We start from the raw sequence: 19,865 nt of genomic DNA, 5'->3' as shown, positions 1-19,865 counted from the left end.
CACTATTTTCATGTAACAAAATTAATGGAAATGCTTGATACAATATTGATAACTCTGTTAATAGTTGCTATTTGCATTGTTTTATTGGGTGTGAAGGTCTTTTTTGTGAAAGGCGGGAGATTCCCTAACGGGCATGTCAGTGGCAATAAGGCAATGCGCGATAGAGGTATCGGTTGCGTGCAGTCGCAGGATAGGGAAGCGCAACGCAAGTCCCGTTTTTCCATTGATGAACTGGAAAAAGCCTTAAACGATAGTATGAACTAATTTTAAAAAACAATATTTATCAATTATGAAGAGATTAAACTACCTCATGAACGGTCTGGCAGCTCTCGCACTGATCGTTTTATTTGCTCAATGTGCCGGCAATACTGATAAACAGACGACAAGCGCTCCTGCACAAGCCGGCGGATTATCGGAAATGAAAATTGCTTATGTTGAAATAGATACGCTTTTGGCAAAATACAACTATTGCATAGACTTGAATGAGGCTATGGTGAAGAAGGGCGAGAATGTCCGTCTGACATTGAACCAGAAAGCCAGCGAACTGGAGAAGCAGAAGCAGGAATTCCAGACAAAGTATCAGAACAACGCTTATCTTTCTCAGGAGAGAGCACAGCAGGAATACAACCGCATTGCAAAGTTGGAGCAGGATTTGCAGAACCTGAGCAACAAGCTGCAGTCTGAGCTGATGAGTGAGAATGAAAAGAACAGCCTGCAACTGCGTGATTCTATCAATGCTTTCCTGAAGGAGTACAATAAGACAAAAGGTTACAGCATGATTATCAGCAATACGGGTTTTGACAACCTGCTCTATGCAGACAGTGTCTACAACATCACCCGTGAGATTCTGGATGGTCTGAATGCAAGATACTCTTCTCCGGTGAAGAAATAATATTTATCCTATGATATAAAAAAGGATGTGCTGAAAAGTACATCCTTTTTTTATAGGCCTCTCCCCCGACCCCTCCCCCGTAGGGAGGGGAGTTTTGAAGTGTTTGTATTTTGTAGGACTATCTCTGTCCCCCTCCCTACGGGGGAGGGGCTAGGGGAGAGGCTTTTAATGCTCCGATTGTACGCTTTACCCGCTCCGCAGTAGTGATGGTGTGTGTGTATTCATCAATATGTACCGTTCCTCCCATAGAGACGGCGGAATTGTGATAGAGCATGGAGCTTTCGATATTTTCCCTGGCGGAGAAATGAAACTCGCGGATACCGGTTTCTCGGGCAATGTGGGCTATGTTGGCTTCATTCACCCCACAGCCTGCCAATAGAATGATTCGGCCTGATGCTTGTTGTTGGAGCTCTTTCAAAAGGGGAATGCCTTGCTCTGCTGTAGATTGCTGTCCGGAAGTTAGGATGCGGTTGCATCCTAATGCGATAATATCTTCTATTGCTTTTTGTGGATTTCTGCATACATCGAAAGCACGGTGGAAGGTGACGGACATCCCTTGTGAGGCTTTCATAAGCTGCTCCATCAATGGAATGTCTACATCTCCTTCTGCCGTCAGGCAACCGAACACGACTCCGTCAGCGCCTAGGCGGCGGGCATTCTCTATGTCTTTCAGCATGATGCGCTGTTCGGTGGAGGAGTAAAGGAAGTCTCCTCCACGGGGACGGACAATGATATGCAATTTGGTCTGCTGCAATACTTCCCGTGCGATGAGGATATCGCCGTATGAGGGGGTTGTCCCTCCCTCGGGGATGCCTGCGCATAGTTCCACCCGGTCTGCTCCGCCGGCTTGTGCGGCAATACAACTCTCTACGGAGTTGGCACAAACTTCAAACTGATAATCTTTCATTTTGTAAAGTTATGGTTGTGGTGCAAAAATAAGAAAAGGGTGAATACGAATTCACCCTTTTCTGCATTTATTTTCTTTTCTGATGTTACTTTGCGTAGCTCACCGCACGTGTCTCACGGATAACGGTAATCTTCACCTGACCCGGATAAGTCATTTCGTCCTGAATCTTCTTGGCGATTTCACCGGAAAGGTTCTCCGTCTGCTTGTCGTCAATCTTGTCTGCACCGACAATGACACGCAACTCACGGCCTGCCTGGATGGCATATGTCTTTGTCACTCCCGGATAGGACATGGCCAGTTGCTCAAGGTCGTTCAGGCGCTTGATGTATGCTTCTACAATTTCGCGGCGTGCTCCCGGGCGTGCTCCTGAAATGGCATCGCATACTTGTACGATTGGGGCCAGCAGGCTGGTCATTTCCACTTCGTCGTGGTGGGCACCGATGGCGTTGCAGATGTCTGGCTTTTCCTTGAACTTTTCTGCCAGCTTCATACCATAGAGTGCATGCGGCAATTCCGGTTCCTCATCGGGTACCTTACCTATATCATGCAGCAGTCCGGCACGTTTTGCTTTCTTCGGGTTGAGTCCCAGCTCTGATGCCATCACAGCGCAAAGATTGGCTGTCTCGCGTGCATGCTGCAAAAGGTTCTGGCCGTATGAAGAACGGTATTTCATCTTACCGATAATGCGGATAAGTTCCGGATGCAGACCGTGGATGCCCAGGTCGATAGTAGTACGTTTACCGGTTTCGATGATTTCCTCTTCTACCTGCTTGCGTACTTTGGCAACTACCTCTTCGATGCGTGCCGGGTGGATACGTCCGTCTGTCACCAACTGGTGCAATGCCAGGCGTGCAATCTCACGGCGAACCGGGTCGAAAGCTGACAATACGATAGCTTCCGGAGTATCGTCTACCACAATTTCCACACCGGTGGCAGCTTCCAGGGCGCGGATGTTGCGGCCTTCGCGACCGATGATACGTCCCTTGATTTCATCTGATTCGATGTGGAATACAGTTACCGAGTTTTCAATGGCTGTTTCCGTAGCCACGCGCTGGATGCTCTGTATCACGATGCGCTTGGCCTCTTTGCTTGCCGTCAGCTTGGCGTCGTCCATGATGTCGTTAATGTAGGACTGGGCCTGCGTTTTGGCTTCTTCCTTTAGGGATTCTACCATGCGCTCTTTGGCTTCTTCGGCAGAAAGTCCGGAAATGGCTTCCAGCTTTTCTATTTCCTGGCGCTGCATGTGCTCCAGTTCTTCTTTCTTCTTGTCTACGATGGACAGTTGGGCTTCCAGATTTTCTTTCACGGCTTCTGCTTCCATCTTCTTGCGCTGGATTTCTTCCTGGCGTTGGTTCAGTACCAATTCACGTTGTTTCAGCTTGTTTTCTGCCTGCTGTATCTTTTGGTTACGTTGGGCCACTTCTTTTTCCAAGTCTGCCTTCTTGTTCAGGAATTTTTCCTTTACTTCCAGCAACTTATTTTTCTTAATCACTTCCGCTTCCGCTTCCGCATCTCTCAGGATACCGTCGTATTTGTTTTTCAGCCCGTGCTTGAAGAACAAGTACGAGGCAAACCCTCCGACAATGAAGCAGGCAATGGATAATACTATTGTAACTACTGTCATTTTATTAATTTGTTTTTAGTGTATAAATAAAAAAGCACTGCATAAAAGCTTGCTTTGATGAAGGGCAAACTTTTGTACAGTGCGCGAATTTCTCTCTTTTACCGACCCGACGGAGGGATTGCAGCTTATTGTTCCTTGAAATAGGTCTCCAATACCTCTGTCAGTTCCTTTATTTTGGTGGTATAGGGTTCAGTATCATTACGATCCTTCAACTGAAGGTTTTCTAAAGCGAACTGATAGGCCACCATGGCTATAATTCTCTCTAGAGATACATTCAGATAATGCTCCCGATACGCATTGAGCCTGATATCTACCTGCTTGGCGGCTTCTCTTACCATTTCCTCGTCCTCACGGTTGATTGTGAGAGGGTAGGAGGCTCCTGCCATCTGCAGGTTTATCTTTATCTTATCGTTCATACATCCTCTTCTCTTTATTCATTCAACAAAGCGATGCATTTATCGACTTCACGCACTAATTTGGACAATCGCAGTTTCGTCTCTTTCACGTCGCTGCCGTTAAGGCTGATTGTCGTAGCTGTTTTTAGGTTCGTGTAGTTAAGTTCCAGTTCCCGGTATTCAGCTTGTACCTTCCCGTATTCCTCCTCTTTGGCTTCAAGAAGTTGCTTTAGCTCAGCATTTTCGCGTTTTAATTCATCGTGCAGATAGATTAAATGCCGCAGTCTGGCTTCAAAGGTACTTAATAGCTTCTTTTCTTCGTCTGTCATCACTACACCAAAATTGTACACAAAAATACAATTTACTTGGAGATTACAAAAACTTTTCGGAGAAAATGTGTTGTAGAAGTGCCGAAATAACCGAAATGGCCTATGAAAGCTTGGTTTCGGGGGATTGAAAAGGGGTGGACTGTTTATCAAAAGATAGGATATGTGGATAGGTGTGGGACTATTGGTTTTCTGCAAGGATTCTCTTCCTTTCTTTTCAAACGCTTAGTATTTCTGTTGCTAACTATTAATCGTCCGACAGTTGTTGAATTATCGTCCAACAACTGTCGGACGATAATTAGACATATGTCGGACGATAATAAAACGGTTATCGGACGATTAATAGTTAGTAAGGCAGGAATTACTTTTTGCTGTTTTCGGAACTACTGCTTGGGAATGATTGGAATAACCTACAGTAAAGGAGGATGCAAAGAAATAAATAAAATAATTTATATAATAGTTTGGTTTATAAAATAAACTAATTATATTTGCATTGGAGTTCGAACCTAAAAAGTGTTTTTATTAATATGTGTGTAACTTTAAAATGAAGTGTGATTATGAAAACAATGGGTTATAAAGGTATGGTAATCGTTCTTTTTAGTATGTTTGTAGTGGGTGTGTCGGCGCAGAGTGTTCTGACGCTGAAAGTGACGAATGTTCCTTCTGCCAAGGGGAAGCTGATGGCGGCTACCGACAAGGGGCAATATAATATGGTGGATGCCGCTGTGAGCGATGTCGTGCTGGAGCTGAAGGATGTGCCTGCGGGCAAGTGCAAGATTTACGTCTATCACGATGAAAACGGTAATTACCAGCTCGACAGAGAGGACGGAGTACCGATGGAGTATTGTGCCATTGTCGATTGGGAGGTAAAAGAAAATACGGAGACGGTGGTTGTGCCGTTGGTGGATGTCCGAAAGGGAATGAAGAAGTAATCATATGGTATAATTATGAAAGATAAAGAATTGAACGAGAAAGAGAGTTTGGAACTTATCGCTCGAATGATACGCAATACGCGTCGCAACCTGGATACGGGTAGCGGAAATAGTTTTTTAGTGTGGGGATATGTAGGTGTGTTGGTGACTTTGGCCGTATGGGCAGGTGTCACGTTTACGGGTAATCCTGTCTGGATGTGGGGATTCTGGGGGATTCCGGTTGTGGGGTATCTGTTGATGTTCCTCTTATTGCGTAAGCGGCAAAAACCTGTGAAGTTTTATCTTGACAAGATACTGGAGCGGGTGTGGGGGGTGTTCGGGATGGTATGTATGATGGGGGTGCTGGCGGCAACGGATGCCGGACGTTACGAAACTATTCTGCCTTTGTGTGCCATCTTCTTCTCGTTGGGCAGCATCATTACGGGCTGCATCATTCGCTATACTACGTTTTTTATCTTCCCGCTGTTTGGCTTTTTATGGGGGCTGAAGAATTTGTTGTATACTTGGGGAGAAGTGCCTTTCCTCTCATCCCTGCTTTGGTTTGTCGGTGTACTGGTATTTTCGCTGATTATTCCCGGGCATATACTGAATTATAAGGCGCGGAAAGAAAATCGAAACGGAGAGTGGGGTGAAGTATGATGACACGAAACAGTGCTTTAGACAAATTCCTGCTTTCCCGAAAGTTTATTGTGTGTATAATTGTTTTGCAATTTATTCTATTGCCGATTGCTACTAAAGGATTTCGGTGGGAGAACATCGGTGATCTGATAATTTATACCTTGAGCCATGCACTTATACAAGGGATGTATCCTTATGCGTGGACTTTTCAGATTGTTTCCCTTGTCATGCTGATGCTGCTTGTGCTTTGGCGCGTGACGATGTCGCGCTGGTTTATGTTTTATGTGGGAGGTTGCTATGTGCTGTATGCCATTGTACAGAATGTGGCAGTAACAGATAAATCTGGTTTCAGCATGGTGACGGTCAATGTGGTGATGATGCTCTTGGTTGCCCTGCTTTGGATGAGGGAAGCCTGGCGGGGGAGCAGCATGCTGACCTTCGGCAATCTGAACCGAAGGACAGCATGGCTGATACCCGTGGCACTCTTTTGCCTATGGTGGCCTATGGACATGATGCGTGGCGCAGAACCCGATTTCAGCCCGATACATCTGTTTGCCGGAGGCTCGGCGATGGCATTTTGTCCGATGACTCCGGTTTTTCTGGTCCTGCTTCTATTGAGTAAAGAAAATATTGATTTAACTTTGCTGCGGGTAACGGCGTTGGTGGGGTTTATCATTGGCTGTTATAACATGGGCAATTTTGCAACCGATGCAGGGTTTTATTTGGGATTGTATCACCTTCTTTTGGTAGGAATATCTCTCTATGCATTGTTGAAAAGTAAACGGAAGAATAAAATTTGATATGTTTAAAGAACTGAACCCTTTGCTTCACAGTGAACTGCGGCTTGCGGTGATGTCGTTGCTCATCAGTGTCGAGGAAGCGGATTTTGTCTATATCCGTCAACAAACGAAAGCTACGGCAGGAAACCTCAGTGTGCAGTTGGATAAGCTCAGCAAGGCGGGTTATGTGGAGATAACAAAAACTTTTAAAGGAAAAATGCCTTGTACACTTTGTAGGATTACTCCGCAGGGAGTGGATGCCTTTGAAGAATATATAGAGGCGTTGAAATCTTATCTGGTGGGAAAATTATGATTTTCCTGAGAATTTGATGGGATTGATGGAAAATGGCAGTGTCTGATTAAAAACAATGAATTGATATGAGAATCTTGGTTACTTATGCCGTACAAGGCGAATTTACTGAATTGAAATTTCCCGGACTGATAGGGGAGGAAGAGGTGCAGATTGGCTATCTCCGTACCGGAGTGGGAAAGGTGAAATCGGCCTTTTATCTTTCTGAAGCGATAAACCATGCGCAACCTGACCTGGTGGTCAATGTAGGTACGGCAGGGGCTATCCGTCATCAGGTAGGAGATATTTTCGTATGCCGTCATTTTGTGGACCGTGATATGCAGAAGCTGGTGGAGCTTGGTATGGAGTATGAGATTGATTCAACGGATTTGTTGTCCCAAAAAGGATATTGTTTGCACTGGCCGGTAGGCGGTGTATGTAATACGGGGGATACTTTCCTGACAGAACTCTCGGATGTGGCCGGTGATGTTGTGGATATGGAAGCCTATGCCCAGGCTTTGGTATGCCGTGCCAAGAATGTTCCTTTCATTTCGGTGAAGTACGTGACGGATATTATCGGACAGAACTCCGTGAAACATTGGGAAGACAAGCTTGCCGATGCCCGGAAGGGATTGGGAGAATTCTTTGAGAAATTGGGAGGAGTTTGATTAATGTGCTAATATGCCAATGTGCTAATTGGCTGCGCTATGTGTATATTAGACTCTCACACCGCAGGTCATTGGCACATCAGCACATTAACCACATTAGCACATTAACCACATTAGCACATTCATTTATCTCAACGTCTTGAATGACAGTATATGCCAAGTCACCCCCACAGCGACAAGGAACAATACTATCTTTATTTCTGTTAGTGGAATCAGGAAGAAGATGCAGTAAACCATTGTTCCCCACATCAGCAGTAGGGAGATGATTTTGGCACGTAGAGGGATGGCTTTGTTCTCGCGGAAGCTGCGGATGTAGGGACCGAGGCATTTGTGGTTCAGCAACCATTGGTACAGTCTGGGTGAGCCTCTGAAATAGAGTGCTGCCGTGAGCAGCAGGAAAGGCGTAGTGGGCAGCAACGGCAGGAAGATGCCGATGATGCCGAGTGCCAAAGAAACTGTTCCCAAAATGATGTAGACGGTTTTCATGCGGCAAATGTAGGAAAAATAATAATATAGATAATATGTATGCGAATAAAGTAAAGAAGGTTGTTGCCGTCCACGACTTGTCGGGAGTCGGACGGGTGTCTCTGACGGTGGTCATTCCCATCCTTTCGTCTATGGGTTTCCAGGTGTGTCCGTTGCCTACAGCCGTATTGTCGAGCCATACCCAGTATCCGGAGTTCTCTTTTCTGGACCTGACGGATGAAATGCCGAAGATTATTTCCGAGTGGAAGAAGCTGGAAGTACAGTTTGATGCCTTTTATACCGGCTATCTGGGCTCTCCGCGGCAGATACATATTGTTTCTGACTTTATTGATGACTTCCGCCGACCGGACGGTCTGGTTGTGGTAGACCCGGTGTTGGGTGATAACGGACGGCTTTATGCGAATTTCCACGAGTCCATGATTGATGAAATGAAACACCTCATCACCAAGGCCGATGTCGTTACTCCCAATCTGACGGAGCTGTTCTATCTGCTGGGTATTCCTTATAAGGAGATGAATACGGATGAAGAGTTGAAGTCATACCTTCGCCAGCTTTCCGATTGTGGTCCCGAAGTGGTGATTATTACCAGTGTGCCCGTACGGGATGATAAGCATAAGACGTCTGTGTATGCCTATAACCGGAACGGTAACCGCTACTGGAAGGTTACGTGTCCTTACCTGCCGGCCCATTATCCCGGAACGGGGGATACGTTTACCAGTGTCATCACCGGAGCACTGTTGCAAGGCGACAGTTTGCCCATCGCCCTGGACCGTGCCACGCAGTTCATTCTGCAAGGTATCCGTGCTACTTTCGGATACGAGTACGACAACCGTGAAGGTATACAGCTTGAAAAGGTGTTGCATAATCTCGACATGCCGATTCAAATCTGCAGCTATGAATTAATTTAAACCAATCCCATCTTATGAAAAAGAAAATATTCCTGGCAGTGTTTCTCTGTTGCGGTATGTTTGCAGCAATGGCGCAGACTGCTGCCGACTCTCTTGCCATCGTTTCTGCCGACTGGCAGACTGAGCCCCTGCAAAAAGGGATGCTTTATAAAAAGGCAGTATTCAGTTCTTTGTATGGAGTTCCTCAGGAAGTGTCCATTTTTGAAATATCCCCGAAGCACTACCGTTTCGATGTGCTCGTCCACAATCCCAAGGAGGAGACCAGTGTAGCCGCCCGGCATGCAGGTGCGGTGGCGGCCATCAATGGTTCCTATTTTGATATGAAAGCCGGGAATTCCGTCTGCTATCTGCGTAAGGACGGGGTGGTGATAGATACTACCTCTATCGGGGTTCTGGCAACAGTGTCCAATGGAGCTGTGCTCATAAAGAAGGGCAGGCTGGAACTGATTCCCTGGAGCAAGCAGGAAGAAAAGGCATGTACTTTGAAAAAGGGTACTGTGCTGGCTTCCGGTCCTTTGATGCTGAAGGACGGGCAAGTGTGCGACTTGTCCGGGACTAACCGGAATTTTGTAAATACCAAGCATCCCCGCAGTGCTGTGGCGCTGACAAGAGAAGGAAAAATCCTGCTTATTGTCGTTGACGGACGTCGGAAGGGAAAAGCGGAAGGTATCAATATACCCGAGCTTGCCCATATGATTCGTATATTGGGCGGGGAGGATGCGCTGAATCTGGACGGTGGCGGTTCTTCTACGCTGTGGAGTGGGGCGTTGCCGGATAAGGGAATAGCCAATACCCCGAGTGGCAGTGCAGAGCGTAAGGTTGCCAATTCTCTTTGTGTGTACGAATAAGTTAGGGAAGTAAATGGATAAATCTTAAGTTTTTTGTAATTTTGCCGTCGCATCGAGGTGACATTAGATGCGGCAACTTATTATATTAATTAGCGTATTAACAATATGTACACAGTCATCAAACGCATGGAAGTGTCGGCTGCCCATAGCCTGAAACTTTCTTATCGCAGTAAGTGTGAGAATCTGCACGGTCACAACTGGATTATCACTGTCTATTGCCGTTCCAAAGAGCTGAATGCGGACGGAATGGTGGTAGACTTCAGTCACATCAAGCAGGTGGTAAAGGAACAGCTGGACCACCACAATCTTAATGAAGTGCTTTCCTTCAATCCCACAGCCGAGAACATAGCCCGTTGGATATGCGACCAGATACCCACTTGCTTCAAGGTAGAGGTGCAGGAGTCGGAATCAAACATTGCCGTCTATGAGGAAGATTAATGAGATATTCTACAGTTTGCAGGGAGAAGGATACCATACGGGTACTCCGGCTGTCTTTATCCGTTTTTCCGGTTGCAACCTGAAGTGCCCCTTCTGTGATACGCAGCATGAGGACGGCATACTGATGTCCGATGAAGATATCGTAACAGAAGTCAGTAAATACCCTGCCGCTACCGTGATACTGACCGGCGGAGAACCCTCCCTTTGGATTGACCGTGAATTTGTGGATTGTCTGCACCAGGCGGGAAAATATGTCTGCATTGAAACAAACGGTACCCGTCCGCTGCCGGATAATATAGACTGGGTGACCTGCTCTCCCAAGCAGGGGGCAAAGCTGGAAATTACGCGTATGAATGAAGTGAAGGTGGTATATGAAGGGCAGGATATTACTGTTTATGAGCAGTTGCCCGCCGGGCATTTCTTTCTTCAGCCTTGCTCTTGCAGCAATACGGTCGAAACGGTGGATTGTGTGATGAAGCATCCTAAGTGGAGGCTTAGTTTGCAGACACATAAGTTGATAGATATCCGGTAGGCTTTTATAAAACGAATAGTGGCTGTAAGCAATGCTTACAGCCATTATTCGTTCATGCACGGGAGGAGAGGCTCGAACTCCCGACACCCGGTTTTGGAGACCGGTGCTCTACCAACTGAGCTACTCCCGTGTTTGCGGCTGCAAAGGTAATGCAAACTTTCAAATATGCAAGTAACAGACGTACTTATTTTATAAAGAAAGTTGCTTACAACATCTGTAAGTCCTGATACATAATGCGATACGCTGCTGCTTTTTTTTCCAGTGCCAGCGGGTAGGCTCTCGAGGAAGAAGGCATCCGGTAGAGGCGCATCGGATGGTTTTCGAAAAGAAACTCTGTGAAGTCGCCTACCTTGGGCTTGTCGATGGAGAACTGCGTGCACAGCGTGTCCGTTGCCTTCTCGCCGGTGGTGACGATAGCCTTGCATTGCGGTATCCGGTGTAGCAGGGCAGGGACGTCCGTGGGTTGCACCACTTCCAGAAACTTATCCGAGGCGTTGTCTTGCAGGCGCCGTATGGCAGAGGCTGTGTCGAACAAGGCAATACCCTTTTCCTGCAGGAAACTGATGAGGCGTTCTTTGCAGAAAGCCTTCTTCGTTTTGTCTACAAAATAATCCTTGTCATTGAAGAAAAGGAATCCGGTAATCCTCCACATGTCATTGTTCCAGTTGGGGTAGTAAAACTCCATGGACCACCGCTTTTTCTGCGGAGGAAAGCTTCCCAGCATCAGCAGACGGGCGTTGCCGGGAAGGAAGGGTTCTAAAGGGTGTTGTTCTATTTCCATACTTTCCAATTTCATTGTTCTGCCTGCAAAAGTACGGAATATATCTTGGATATGCTATCCTGCAATGTCCTGATTGCTCATTCTGTCGGTGATTTGGAAGGGGAAATCAGGATATTCGTAGAGGCTGAACCGGGATTCTGTCTTGCCTTCCGTATAGTTCCAGATGGTGGCATATTCTTCGGCGTCTTCTCCCATGGCCTGCAGCTGGCGGAGGTAGGAGGCTATGGACTTGTTCTCTACGATATATATTTGTCCCAGCCGGTCTATTATAGGGCTGTGGTGCCGGGTGCCGTCATGGTCGAAACGCAGGATACGCTTGCCTTCGGGAGTGATGCCTACCATGTTGAAGGTCATGCTCTTGCCGATGGCGGGCAGGTTGAGCACACTGCGGTCGGTGGCGAGGAAAGGCAGGTGGTGCGTTTTCAGGAAACGCCGGATGCAGGCTGCCGGGTCATGGACGGTTCCAAGCAGTACGGACAGATTATGGGCATCTTCCTTGGTCAGCTTCCCGAAGCGCTTTTCTTCCCGTTGCTCTTGTACGGAACGACTGTTGGGGGTAAACACGGCATTGTTTTCTTCAAAACCTTTCACGGAGAAGGTGTAGTAGCAAACCACTCCCAACTGATTGAGCACTTGGCGCAGGCGGGTGGTATGCCCCCGGCGGGAGGCAGCTACGTTGTATACCAGTTGGTTGTCAATGAGCCAGCCTGCCGCCAGCAGTTTGCGTATTCCTTCGGCAGCTTCCGGAGTGACTTCGAGCGGGGTCTGGAAATGTGTCTGGATAATGAACTGGCGGATGCCGATGGTAGACGCCTTTTCCTTGAATTCCCTTAGAATCTCCACCAGCCCGTCATTGATGCGCATGGGCAGGTAGGCGGGGAGGCGTGAGCCAAGGCGTACGCGTTGCAGTTCTGCATACTTTTCTCCTTCGGGTCGTTCCTGATTGGCTTTCCGCTTGCGGACTGCCATGCGGTAGACGGCATCCAGAATATTGCCCAGCGTCTTGTTCTGGCTCATCAGTGCGTCACCGCCGGTGATGAGAATGTCACGCAGTTGCGTGTCTTCCTCAAAATAGGCCATCAGCCGGCGCAGCTTCTTTTCCCATGTCTCCTTGGGACGCAGGGTGTCAAACTCAAAATTGAGCCGTTTGCTTTGAAAGTCGTACATACGCTGACAAGATGCGCAGAGCCCTCCGCAGGCGCGTCCCATGGTGTCGGGGATGAGGATGGCCACTTCCGGATAACGGCGGTGGATGTTATGCCCGTCGGGCAGCAGCCAGCCGGCGGCGTTGGGTTTACCTGGTTCTACGATATCCTCCCGTTCCCAGGCACGTATCTGTCCGTAGGTTTCCACCAGTTGGGGTGAATAGAGTATATAGCTGCGCAGGGCCTCGTCGTCGTATCCGCTGCCGGTGCAGTTCAGCAGTGACAGATAATAGGGGGTGGCGAAGAAAGGCATTCCCTTCTTGCGGGCTTTTGAGAGCAGGTACATGGTTTCGGCAGAAAGGGAGTTGCCGAGAAGACGGTTTAGCTCCGTAGGGCTTTTGACGGCCATGGCAAGATGGAAACGGAAGTCATTCCACCATTCGCTGACGAGGTTGAACTTCTCCTCGTAGCTGAGTCCCTCTTCGAAATGGAAGCGGGAAGCAGGGTTCTTGCGGTGCTCAATCTTCTGCACCAGTGCATGCAGGATGCGTTCCTTGTTCTTTGCACGGATATGCTGCACGTCTTCATCCAGTCCGCTGGGCCAGCGTTCGGTCAGGGTTTTGATTTTCTGTGCGGAGGGGAGGGCGGGGGCTGGCTGGTGGAGGCGTTTGAACTGCTGGAACAAGTCGATGAACAGGTCCGTCTCCGTTTCCTCTTCCCATTGTCCCGTGAGGAAGGAATGCAGCATTGATAAAGTTGATATGGGCAGCTGTTCTCCGATGGAGAGTTCGTGTACTTCCTGCCCGTCAAATTCAATCAAGAGTCGAATTTGCTTACCGGCCTCGCTGTCCACTTCCGGATGTCCGGCAATGTACTCCGCCAGATTGGCTTTGAAGGCTTCCGCATCGTCGCTTTGAACGGCGATGCTGACCAATTCAGGGAGTTCGTGCCGATAAAGTTGTTCCAGTTGTGATAGAGTGAGTGCAAGCATTTTCTTTTGTTTCATAAGCGGTTGTTTTTTTGAAGTTAATATTTATGATGGTTGACGCGGGGTGCGTCCTTGTGTTCCGTGAGGGGAAAATGATTTCATTTGCTAAAAATAACAAAAAAAAGCGGGAAATTTCTTTCCCGCCTTCTTGTTTCTAAAGTTCTTTAGAATTCTTTTTCTTTTATTTCTCTTCGTTGGCTTTCTGTTTCGGTTCCTTTTTAGCCAGCATCACTACGTTGTAAACGTACTCGGTCATCCATTGTTCCGAATATCCCAGACGCTCTTTGTACTGGCGTACTGCCGCTGCCGTCTTGTGTACATCGTCCTTTTTCCATACGGTTTTAGTACAGACGTCGTGTACGGTTTTTTCGGTCATGCTGCGCAGTGCTCCCTTGAAGATGGAAGGCATGCGGAATTTCCATTGCATCAGGTTTCCCATCAGCATCATCAAGTCATTGGAGAAGCCTTGATACATAAAGAGATAACCTTGTACGTCGTTCTGCGTACGGCAATGCTTCTTGACGGAAGTGTCAATTTCCTTGAAGAAGTTTTCACTGATGCCGTAGTCCTGCATCAGCATCTTGCGCGAAGCGGCCTTTTCTGCTTGTCCCAGGCGGCCTCCCTGTGTGGGGATTTTGAACAGACGCTTGAAGTTGGCTACATCCGGCACAAAGCGGATATTGGTGATGCCCAGGTTGGCGGCTATTACAGACTGGAAATAGACGCGTGTCAGTGACACGAAGTCTTCCACATTCTTCGAAGATACTTCTCCGGTATTCTTGTTGAATAGTTTGGCAAATAAACTCATATCAAATTACGAATTACTGATTACAAATTACAAGACCGCGGGTCATCCGGCGGTTCCGGCTGCAAAAGTACGAAATAAGTTGGTTATCACCAGCACTCTATGTCTTTTTCTACCTCTTTCAGGCGGTTCTTGGTGAAAACGGGGTCTTTGATACCGGCGCTTTTCTGTGCGCGGTAGTCTTCAAGCAGCCTGAAAGCGTATTTTCCGAGCAGGCTGATGGCGATAAGATTGCAGAGCGCCATGAGTCCCATAGTGACGTCGGCAAGGCTCCATGCCTGGTCGAGGGTGGCAACAGCACCGAACATGACCATGCCGCCTACCAGTATACGGTAGATGTTGAGCACCCATTTACGGCGGGTAAGGTAGCGCACATTGGCTTCTCCGTAATAATAATTTCCCAGAATGCTGCTGAATGCGAAGAAGAACAAGGCTACCGCAACGAAGATGGCTCCCGAAGGTCCTATCTCGTTGGTCAGTGCATGCTGGGTAAGCTGTACGCCGTTTGTGGAACCATCCAGTGGAGCACCGCTGAACAGAATGATGAAAGCGGTGCAGGTACATATAATCAGCGTATCGGTAAATACTCCCAGCGTCTGAATCAAGCCTTGCTTCACGGGGTGGCTGACGTGTGCGGTTGCCGCCACATTGGGAGCGGACCCCATACCGGCCTCGTTGCTGAACAGCCCGCGTTTGATGCCCTGCATCAGCGCCATGCCGACACCTCCTCCCAAAGCCTGCTCCCATCCGAAGGCGTGGCCGACAATGAGTGCCAGGACTCCCGGCAGCTCTTTGATGTTCAACAGAACGATGATAAGTGCCAGCGCAATGTATCCCAACGCCATGATGGGGACGATGATGCTGCTGACTTTGGCTATGCGCTGTACGCCTCCAAAGATGATTGTCAGCGTGAGTGCGGTGATGATGCCTCCCACAACGGCATGGTCGAACCCGAAAGCGCTTTCGAAAGCGGCACACAGTGTATTGCTCTGTACCGAGTTGAATGCAAATCCGAAGGTAATGGTGATAAGTACGGCAAACAGTGCCCCCATCCACGGCTGTTTCAGTCCCTTACGCATATAGTAGGCCGGGCCGCCGATAAAGGAGTCTTTGCCCTTTATCTTATACAATTGGGCCAGTGTAGACTCTACAAACGAGCTGGAAGCACCCAGGAGGGCAATCACCCACATCCAGAATACAGCGCCCGGACCGCCTACTGCAATGGCGGTGGCAACCCCTGCAAGATTGCCCGTACCTACACGGCTGGCAATGGAGATGGCAAATGCCTGGAACGATGAGATATGCTTTTCCTTGGCATCGCCTTTCCCGCCCGAGTTGCCCAGCAGACGTACCATTTCCTTTATCATCCGGAACTGTACAAAGCGGGTTCTCAGCGTAAACCATACGGCGCATCCCAACAGCAGGGCAACGAGGATGTAGGTCCAGAGCAGGTCGTTTATCAGATTTATTATTCCCATAATGTATATATACAGTTATCTATTTGCAGTAAAAAAAACTCACACAAAACAAGTGCTGCCCTCTGTCGTTATCTAAGGTGCCCTCTGTCGTTACTTTAGGCTGCCTCTGTCGTTATTCAAGGCTACCTCTGTCGTTAACTGAGATAGACACCTTGCAAATTAATGATAATCAACGTGGTATGAACTCGTGTGCTGCAATTTGCACCATGGACAAATCAGGACAAACCTGACGGAATCTCCTTGCCTATTTCAGCCTGAAGTGAAACTTGTGTCCTTCAAACACCGGTTCCACTATGTCATAACGAACAAACTTTGCCAGCAGATGTTCGGCGGCGCGTCGGGAAAGATGCGCCAGGCGGCAGTAACGGTTCAGTGAAAGGCGGTCGTTTTCTTCCAGCAGATTGAGCAACAGTTGTTCCCGTTCGGTATATTCTATCAGTTCTCCTTTCGGACTTCCGCTTTGCTGCCAGACGCGCAGATGGACGGGAGTAGCCAGGATGTTTTCATCCTTGATGCGGAGATAAGCCAAGTATTTTCCTGTTTCGTCCTTGGCATATACCGGTTTCCGGTCACTTTCCTCGATTTGTACCACCAGCACACTGCGGCCTTCCACCAGATAGGTCTGCATGGTGTAGTTCACTTCGGGGCTGCAATAAAGTCCGGCAGCCGCTTCTATCATATATTGTTCTTCGTCCGAACGGACACCGGCAATTTTCCCGTTATCTTTCACTCCGATGAGCAGTTTTCCACCGTCTGTATTGGCAAAGGCTGAAAGGGTTTTGGCTATCTTGCGGGCGTCGGATATTTCGAACTTGAAATCCTGCTGTTGGTGCTCTCCTTCGGCTATGAGAGCGTGTATATATTCGGTGTCAGTAAGCGTTTTCATGCTTGCAAAAGTAGATAAAAAACGCGTAAGAGCCCCTTTTTGCGGCGATTTTACCGAATATTTCAAAAAAAATATCGTTTTTCTGCATTTATTTCAAGAAAGAATGTATTTTTGCCAGACATTATTAACGAAGTAATTTAAAAAGGATTATGAAAGAATTAGTTGAAAAAGTAGCTGCATTGTATGCAGACTTCTCAAAAGATGCAAACGCTCAGTTGGAAAACGGTAACAAGGCAGCAGGAACTCGCGCTCGTAAGGCTTCTTTGGAAATCGAAAAAGCTATGAAGGAATTCCGCAAAGCATCTTTGGAAGCTTCTAAGAAGTAAGAAAAAAAGCATATTTCATGCTGCGAAAGACTGCCACTACTGGCGGTCTTTTTTGTTTTTGAAAAGTATTATTGCTACTTTTGACGCAGGTATTATGGATGAAAACGTTCTCAATAAATTGAAGATACTGGCAGAGTCGGCAAAGTATGACGTCTCTTGTTCCTCCAGTGGTACGGTGCGCTCCGGCAAGGCGGGTATGCTGGGGAACACTGTGGGCGGTTGGGGTATCTGTCACAGCTTTGCCGAGGACGGCCGGTGCATTTCCCTGCTCAAAGTGATGCTTACCAATTATTGCATCTACGACTGCGCCTACTGCATCAACCGCCGCAGCAACGACCTGCCGCGTGCCACGCTGTCGGTGACCGAGCTTGTGGACCTCACCATGGAGTTTTATCGCCGCAACTACATCGAAGGGCTTTTCCTGAGCAGTGGGGTGGTGCGCAATCCCGATTACACGATGGAGCGTCTGGTGCGTGTCGCCAAGGACCTCCGTACTATCCATCGTTTCAACGGATATATCCATCTGAAAAGCATTCCCGGCGCCAGCCGCGAACTGGTGAATGAGGCGGGGCTCTATGCCGACCGTCTCAGCGTCAATGTAGAAATACCGAAAGAGGAGAATCTGAAACTGCTTGCGCCGGAGAAAGACCATAAGAGTGTATATGCGCCGATGCGTTACATCCAGCAAGGGGTGCTGGAAAGTTCGGAAGAACGCAAGAAACACCGCCATGCCCCCCGTTTTGCTCCTGCCGGACAAAGTACCCAGATGATAGTGGGCGCCACTGCCGAAACGGATAAGGATATTCTGTATCTTTCGTCGGCCCTATACAAAGGACCTACGATGCGGCGTGTTTACTATTCGGGCTATATCTCCGTCAATACCTACGATAAGCGCCTGCCGGCATTGAAGCAGCCCCCTTTGGTACGTGAAAACCGGCTCTACCAGGCCGATTGGTTAATGCGTTTTTATCAGTTCAAGGTGGAGGAAATAGTGGATGATGCCTACCCGGACCTTGATTTGGAGATTGACCCCAAGCTGTCCTGGGCTTTGCGCCATCCCGAGCAGTTTCCGGTCGATGTGAACAAGGCGGATTATGAGATGTTGCTCCGCGTGCCGGGCATCGGCGTGAAGTCTGCACGGCTGATAGTGGCTTCCCGGCGTTTCTCCAAGATAGGTTTCTACCAGTTGAAGAAGATAGGGGTGGTGATGAAGAAGGCACAGTATTTCATTACCTGCTGTGAGTTGCCTATGCACACGGTCAACGAACTGACCCCGCAGGGGGTACGCAGTCTGCTGCTGCCCAAGCCTAACCGTAAGAAGGTGGATGAGAGACAGTTGGTACTTAATTTTGAGGAATGAATATTTTTCTGTATGACCATACGTTTGAGGGATTGCTGACTTCCGTGTTCGAGGCCTATTCCCGCCGTACCTTTCCCGATGCGCTGCTTCTGGAAGGAGAGCCGCTTCCTTTGTTTTACGACGGGCTGTTTACGGTGGTGACCGATGAGGAGAAGGCAGGTCGTGTTTGGCGGGGATTGCAGAAGAAGCTGTCGTCTACGGCACTTGCTTGTCTGGCCCAGTGCTGGCTGGCCGAGGAGCCGGAAACTCCCATGCTCCTTTTCCGCTATATCCGCAAGGCAGTAGATGCTCCGCGCTCTATTGAGACGAACTTTGCCGACCCTGATGTACTGGAATTCTCCCGTATGTGGAAGCGGGTGGATTGGGAGCGTATACGCCTGCTTCAGTTTGTCCGTTTCCAGAAAGCTGCGGACGGTACTTTCTTTGCGGCTGTCGAGCCCGAGAAGAATGCCCTTCCCCTGGTGACGGAGCATTTCAAGGACCGTTTTTCCGACCAGCGTTGGCTGATTTATGACATCAAACGCGCCTATGGATACTATTACGACTTGAAGGAGGTGCGCCAAGTGACTTTTGGTGAGGACAGCCGCGAAGGGCATCTTGTCACCGGCATGCTCGACGAAAGTCTGATGGACAAAGACGAACGGCTTTTCCAATCTCTCTGGAAAACCTATTTTAAGGCAATCTGCATCAAGGAACGCCTCAATCCCCGGAAGCACAAGCAGGACATGCCCGTGCGATATTGGAAATATCTGACGGAAAAACAGCAGTGATTCCCTTTATTCGATTTTCTCCACTGTCACTTCGGGAAATTCCTGCATCAGTTGCAGCAAATATCCCTCATCATAGCTTTTCTTGGATTTGATGACCATGGTCACTTGATAGTTGGTGTACTCTCCCTGCACTTGCCGGTCCAGGTTGTAGGACACCACCAGATAGTCTTTGGAGTTGAATCGCCGGGACACTTGCGGCAGTATCTCTTTACTGGAAGTGGAAAAGGTTATCACGGAACTTTTCATGCCAATGCTTTTGAAAATAAGGCTCAACAGTTCGAGCCCCGCCAGAGTCAGCAGGGTGGCGGCAATACTGATGGTGTACATTCCTGCACCTACTGCCAATCCGATGCCTGCAGTAGCCCATATTCCAGCGGCTGTTGTCAGTCCCCTGACTATCTGTTTCTGGAAAATGATGGTACCCGCACCGATGAATCCGATACCGCTGACTACTTGTGCGGCAACACGGCTGGGGTCCAGCGTCACACTGCTTTCCTTGATGATTTCCTGAAAACCATATTGGGATACAATCATGATGAGCGCACTTCCCAATGATACCAGGAAATGGGTGCGGTAGCCTGCTTCTTTGGCACGGTATTCCCGATCCAGTCCGATAATGGCACCCAGTATTCCGGCTACCAGCAACCTGAGCACAAAATCAAAGTTTAACATCATCATCGTATC

Annotated in this window: 25 protein-coding genes and 1 tRNA gene; 14 read left to right on the top strand and 12 right to left on the bottom strand. The window is 48.3% G+C overall.

What is annotated here, in order from left to right:
• Positions 1-30: 30 nt before the first annotated feature.
• The gene (locus tag DWY55_RS00910; RefSeq protein ID WP_005835814.1) at positions 31-264 is read left to right on the top strand and encodes a hypothetical protein; all 234 of its coding nucleotides are present in this window, start codon (positions 31-33) and stop codon (positions 262-264) included.
• Between the two features lie 25 nt (positions 265-289).
• Positions 290-892: an OmpH family outer membrane protein gene (locus tag DWY55_RS00905; RefSeq protein WP_005835815.1), complete on the top strand. Its 603-nt coding sequence runs from the start codon at positions 290-292 to the stop codon at positions 890-892.
• Between the two features lie 136 nt (positions 893-1,028).
• Here DWY55_RS00905 and DWY55_RS00900 read toward each other — a convergent pair whose 3' ends face one another.
• From DWY55_RS00900 to DWY55_RS00885, 4 genes are all read right to left on the bottom strand, one after another.
• The gene (locus DWY55_RS00900) at positions 1,029-1,799 is read right to left on the bottom strand and encodes a copper homeostasis protein CutC (protein ID WP_008663843.1); all 771 of its coding nucleotides are present in this window, start codon (positions 1,797-1,799) and stop codon (positions 1,029-1,031) included.
• 85 nt (positions 1,800-1,884) lie between these two features.
• Positions 1,885-3,423, bottom strand: a complete 1,539-nt coding sequence (gene rny, locus DWY55_RS00895) for a ribonuclease Y (RefSeq protein ID WP_005835816.1) — start codon at positions 3,421-3,423, stop codon at positions 1,885-1,887.
• Positions 3,424-3,548: 125 nt separating this feature from the next.
• Positions 3,549-3,839 (bottom strand): cell division protein ZapA, encoded by a 291-nt coding sequence (locus DWY55_RS00890; protein ID WP_008663838.1) that lies wholly within the window; start codon positions 3,837-3,839, stop codon positions 3,549-3,551.
• Between the two features lie 14 nt (positions 3,840-3,853).
• On the bottom strand, positions 3,854-4,147 hold the full coding sequence (locus DWY55_RS00885; protein WP_008663836.1) for a hypothetical protein: 294 nt from the start codon (positions 4,145-4,147) through the stop codon (positions 3,854-3,856).
• A gap of 554 nt (positions 4,148-4,701) precedes the next feature.
• On the opposite strand from DWY55_RS00885, the gene DWY55_RS00875 reads away from it, so the two are divergent.
• From DWY55_RS00875 to DWY55_RS00855, 5 genes are all read left to right on the top strand, one after another.
• Entirely contained in the window at positions 4,702-5,076 is a 375-nt protein-coding gene (locus tag DWY55_RS00875; RefSeq protein ID WP_008663834.1) for a DUF2141 domain-containing protein, read from the top strand.
• A 15-nt stretch (positions 5,077-5,091) separates the two neighbouring features.
• Complete coding sequence (locus DWY55_RS00870) at positions 5,092-5,715, top strand: hypothetical protein (RefSeq protein ID WP_008663832.1); 624 nt, start codon at positions 5,092-5,094, stop codon at positions 5,713-5,715.
• Positions 5,712-6,494, top strand: a complete 783-nt coding sequence (locus DWY55_RS00865) for a hypothetical protein (RefSeq protein WP_008663830.1) — start codon at positions 5,712-5,714, stop codon at positions 6,492-6,494. Before DWY55_RS00870 ends, DWY55_RS00865 begins: the two co-directional genes overlap by 4 nt.
• A gap of 1 nt (position 6,495) precedes the next feature.
• A complete protein-coding gene (locus DWY55_RS00860; protein ID WP_005835827.1) occupies positions 6,496-6,786 on the top strand; it encodes a winged helix-turn-helix domain-containing protein in 291 nt (96 codons plus the stop codon).
• 65 nt (positions 6,787-6,851) lie between these two features.
• Positions 6,852-7,430 carry a nucleosidase gene (locus tag DWY55_RS00855; RefSeq protein ID WP_117877988.1) on the top strand — a complete coding sequence of 193 codons (579 nt, stop codon included), beginning with the start codon at positions 6,852-6,854 and terminating at the stop codon, positions 7,428-7,430.
• A gap of 126 nt (positions 7,431-7,556) precedes the next feature.
• Here DWY55_RS00855 and DWY55_RS00850 read toward each other — a convergent pair whose 3' ends face one another.
• A complete protein-coding gene (locus tag DWY55_RS00850; RefSeq protein WP_025836368.1) occupies positions 7,557-7,916 on the bottom strand; it encodes a YbaN family protein in 360 nt (119 codons plus the stop codon).
• 35 nt (positions 7,917-7,951) lie between these two features.
• On the opposite strand from DWY55_RS00850, the gene DWY55_RS00845 reads away from it, so the two are divergent.
• The 4 genes from DWY55_RS00845 to DWY55_RS00830 all read left to right on the top strand — a co-directional run bounded on the left by DWY55_RS00845 (position 7,952) and on the right by DWY55_RS00830 (position 10,642).
• Positions 7,952-8,824, top strand: a complete 873-nt coding sequence (locus DWY55_RS00845; RefSeq protein WP_005826422.1) for a pyridoxamine kinase — start codon at positions 7,952-7,954, stop codon at positions 8,822-8,824.
• Between the two features lie 14 nt (positions 8,825-8,838).
• A complete protein-coding gene (locus DWY55_RS00840; protein ID WP_117877991.1) occupies positions 8,839-9,672 on the top strand; it encodes a phosphodiester glycosidase family protein in 834 nt (277 codons plus the stop codon).
• Positions 9,673-9,777: 105 nt separating this feature from the next.
• Positions 9,778-10,110 (top strand): 6-carboxytetrahydropterin synthase QueD, encoded by a 333-nt coding sequence (queD, locus tag DWY55_RS00835; RefSeq protein WP_005826426.1) that lies wholly within the window; start codon positions 9,778-9,780, stop codon positions 10,108-10,110.
• Positions 10,097-10,642, top strand: coding sequence for a 7-carboxy-7-deazaguanine synthase QueE (locus tag DWY55_RS00830; RefSeq protein ID WP_025834749.1), 546 nt, complete (start codon positions 10,097-10,099; stop codon positions 10,640-10,642). Before queD ends, DWY55_RS00830 begins: the two co-directional genes overlap by 14 nt.
• Positions 10,643-10,699: 57 nt before the next feature.
• Here the strand turns inward: DWY55_RS00830 and DWY55_RS00825 are convergent.
• The 6 genes from DWY55_RS00825 to DWY55_RS00800 form a co-directional block, all read right to left on the bottom strand.
• A tRNA-Trp gene (locus tag DWY55_RS00825) sits at positions 10,700-10,772 on the bottom strand.
• A gap of 75 nt (positions 10,773-10,847) precedes the next feature.
• Positions 10,848-11,423, bottom strand: a complete 576-nt coding sequence (locus DWY55_RS00820; RefSeq protein ID WP_016273281.1) for a uracil-DNA glycosylase family protein — start codon at positions 11,421-11,423, stop codon at positions 10,848-10,850.
• 54 nt (positions 11,424-11,477) lie between these two features.
• Positions 11,478-13,574: a KamA family radical SAM protein gene (locus tag DWY55_RS00815; protein ID WP_117877993.1), complete on the bottom strand. Its 2,097-nt coding sequence runs from the start codon at positions 13,572-13,574 to the stop codon at positions 11,478-11,480.
• Positions 13,575-13,737: 163 nt separating this feature from the next.
• Positions 13,738-14,364: a hypothetical protein gene (locus DWY55_RS00810; protein WP_005826441.1), complete on the bottom strand. Its 627-nt coding sequence runs from the start codon at positions 14,362-14,364 to the stop codon at positions 13,738-13,740.
• Positions 14,365-14,450: 86 nt separating this feature from the next.
• A complete protein-coding gene (locus DWY55_RS00805) occupies positions 14,451-15,839 on the bottom strand; it encodes an alanine/glycine:cation symporter family protein (protein WP_117877994.1) in 1,389 nt (462 codons plus the stop codon).
• Between the two features lie 244 nt (positions 15,840-16,083).
• On the bottom strand, positions 16,084-16,725 hold the full coding sequence (locus DWY55_RS00800) for a helix-turn-helix domain-containing protein (protein WP_025834754.1): 642 nt from the start codon (positions 16,723-16,725) through the stop codon (positions 16,084-16,086).
• 149 nt (positions 16,726-16,874) lie between these two features.
• On the opposite strand from DWY55_RS00800, the gene DWY55_RS00795 reads away from it, so the two are divergent.
• The 3 genes from DWY55_RS00795 (at position 16,875) to DWY55_RS00785 (ending at position 19,181) form a co-directional block, all read left to right on the top strand.
• Positions 16,875-17,051, top strand: a complete 177-nt coding sequence (locus tag DWY55_RS00795) for a histone H1 (protein ID WP_005826447.1) — start codon at positions 16,875-16,877, stop codon at positions 17,049-17,051.
• 94 nt (positions 17,052-17,145) lie between these two features.
• Positions 17,146-18,411 (top strand): putative DNA modification/repair radical SAM protein, encoded by a 1,266-nt coding sequence (locus DWY55_RS00790; protein ID WP_117878062.1) that lies wholly within the window; start codon positions 17,146-17,148, stop codon positions 18,409-18,411.
• On the top strand, positions 18,408-19,181 hold the full coding sequence (locus DWY55_RS00785) for a TIGR03915 family putative DNA repair protein (RefSeq protein WP_117877996.1): 774 nt from the start codon (positions 18,408-18,410) through the stop codon (positions 19,179-19,181). The genes DWY55_RS00790 and DWY55_RS00785 overlap by 4 nt, the downstream gene beginning before the upstream one ends.
• 6 nt (positions 19,182-19,187) lie before the next feature.
• On the opposite strand, the gene DWY55_RS00780 is transcribed toward DWY55_RS00785, so the two are convergent.
• Positions 19,188-19,856, bottom strand: coding sequence for an MgtC/SapB family protein (locus tag DWY55_RS00780; protein WP_009036622.1), 669 nt, complete (start codon positions 19,854-19,856; stop codon positions 19,188-19,190).
• Positions 19,857-19,865: the final 9 nt, after the last annotated feature.

Source organism: Bacteroides sp. AF25-38AC (genome assembly GCF_003602995.1).
Lineage (GTDB): Bacteria > Bacteroidota > Bacteroidia > Bacteroidales > Bacteroidaceae > Bacteroides > Bacteroides uniformis.
Note: the sequence above shows the minus strand (reverse complement) of the source record. Positions and strands in the feature narration are given on the sequence as shown.

Excerpts from the sequence above, each read along its gene's own strand:
- DWY55_RS00815 (WP_117877993.1), bottom strand. The coding sequence starts at position 13,574 with ATGAAACAAAAGAAAATGCTTGCACTCACTCTATCACAACTGGAACAA.
- DWY55_RS00840 (WP_117877991.1), top strand. The coding sequence starts at position 8,839 with ATGAAAAAGAAAATATTCCTGGCAGTGTTTCTCTGTTGCGGTATGTTT.
- DWY55_RS00810 (WP_005826441.1), bottom strand. The coding sequence starts at position 14,364 with ATGAGTTTATTTGCCAAACTATTCAACAAGAATACCGGAGAAGTATCT.
- DWY55_RS00900 (WP_008663843.1), bottom strand. The coding sequence starts at position 1,799 with ATGAAAGATTATCAGTTTGAAGTTTGTGCCAACTCCGTAGAGAGTTGT.
- DWY55_RS00830 (WP_025834749.1), top strand. The coding sequence starts at position 10,097 with ATGAGGAAGATTAATGAGATATTCTACAGTTTGCAGGGAGAAGGATAC.
- DWY55_RS00905 (WP_005835815.1), top strand. The coding sequence starts at position 290 with ATGAAGAGATTAAACTACCTCATGAACGGTCTGGCAGCTCTCGCACTG.
- DWY55_RS00780 (WP_009036622.1), bottom strand. The coding sequence starts at position 19,856 with ATGATGTTAAACTTTGATTTTGTGCTCAGGTTGCTGGTAGCCGGAATA.
- DWY55_RS00800 (WP_025834754.1), bottom strand. The coding sequence starts at position 16,725 with ATGAAAACGCTTACTGACACCGAATATATACACGCTCTCATAGCCGAA.
- rny (WP_005835816.1), bottom strand. The coding sequence starts at position 3,423 with ATGACAGTAGTTACAATAGTATTATCCATTGCCTGCTTCATTGTCGGA.
- DWY55_RS00855 (WP_117877988.1), top strand. The coding sequence starts at position 6,852 with ATGAGAATCTTGGTTACTTATGCCGTACAAGGCGAATTTACTGAATTG.
- DWY55_RS00870 (WP_008663832.1), top strand. The coding sequence starts at position 5,092 with ATGAAAGATAAAGAATTGAACGAGAAAGAGAGTTTGGAACTTATCGCT.
- DWY55_RS00875 (WP_008663834.1), top strand. The coding sequence starts at position 4,702 with ATGAAAACAATGGGTTATAAAGGTATGGTAATCGTTCTTTTTAGTATG.
- DWY55_RS00860 (WP_005835827.1), top strand. The coding sequence starts at position 6,496 with ATGTTTAAAGAACTGAACCCTTTGCTTCACAGTGAACTGCGGCTTGCG.
- DWY55_RS00850 (WP_025836368.1), bottom strand. The coding sequence starts at position 7,916 with ATGAAAACCGTCTACATCATTTTGGGAACAGTTTCTTTGGCACTCGGC.
- DWY55_RS00790 (WP_117878062.1), top strand. The coding sequence starts at position 17,146 with ATGGATGAAAACGTTCTCAATAAATTGAAGATACTGGCAGAGTCGGCA.
- DWY55_RS00805 (WP_117877994.1), bottom strand. The coding sequence starts at position 15,839 with ATGGGAATAATAAATCTGATAAACGACCTGCTCTGGACCTACATCCTC.
- DWY55_RS00820 (WP_016273281.1), bottom strand. The coding sequence starts at position 11,423 with ATGGAAATAGAACAACACCCTTTAGAACCCTTCCTTCCCGGCAACGCC.
- DWY55_RS00910 (WP_005835814.1), top strand. The coding sequence starts at position 31 with ATGCTTGATACAATATTGATAACTCTGTTAATAGTTGCTATTTGCATT.
- DWY55_RS00885 (WP_008663836.1), bottom strand. The coding sequence starts at position 4,147 with ATGACAGACGAAGAAAAGAAGCTATTAAGTACCTTTGAAGCCAGACTG.
- DWY55_RS00890 (WP_008663838.1), bottom strand. The coding sequence starts at position 3,839 with ATGAACGATAAGATAAAGATAAACCTGCAGATGGCAGGAGCCTCCTAC.
- DWY55_RS00865 (WP_008663830.1), top strand. The coding sequence starts at position 5,712 with ATGATGACACGAAACAGTGCTTTAGACAAATTCCTGCTTTCCCGAAAG.
- queD (WP_005826426.1), top strand. The coding sequence starts at position 9,778 with ATGTACACAGTCATCAAACGCATGGAAGTGTCGGCTGCCCATAGCCTG.
- DWY55_RS00845 (WP_005826422.1), top strand. The coding sequence starts at position 7,952 with ATGTATGCGAATAAAGTAAAGAAGGTTGTTGCCGTCCACGACTTGTCG.
- DWY55_RS00785 (WP_117877996.1), top strand. The coding sequence starts at position 18,408 with ATGAATATTTTTCTGTATGACCATACGTTTGAGGGATTGCTGACTTCC.
- DWY55_RS00795 (WP_005826447.1), top strand. The coding sequence starts at position 16,875 with ATGAAAGAATTAGTTGAAAAAGTAGCTGCATTGTATGCAGACTTCTCA.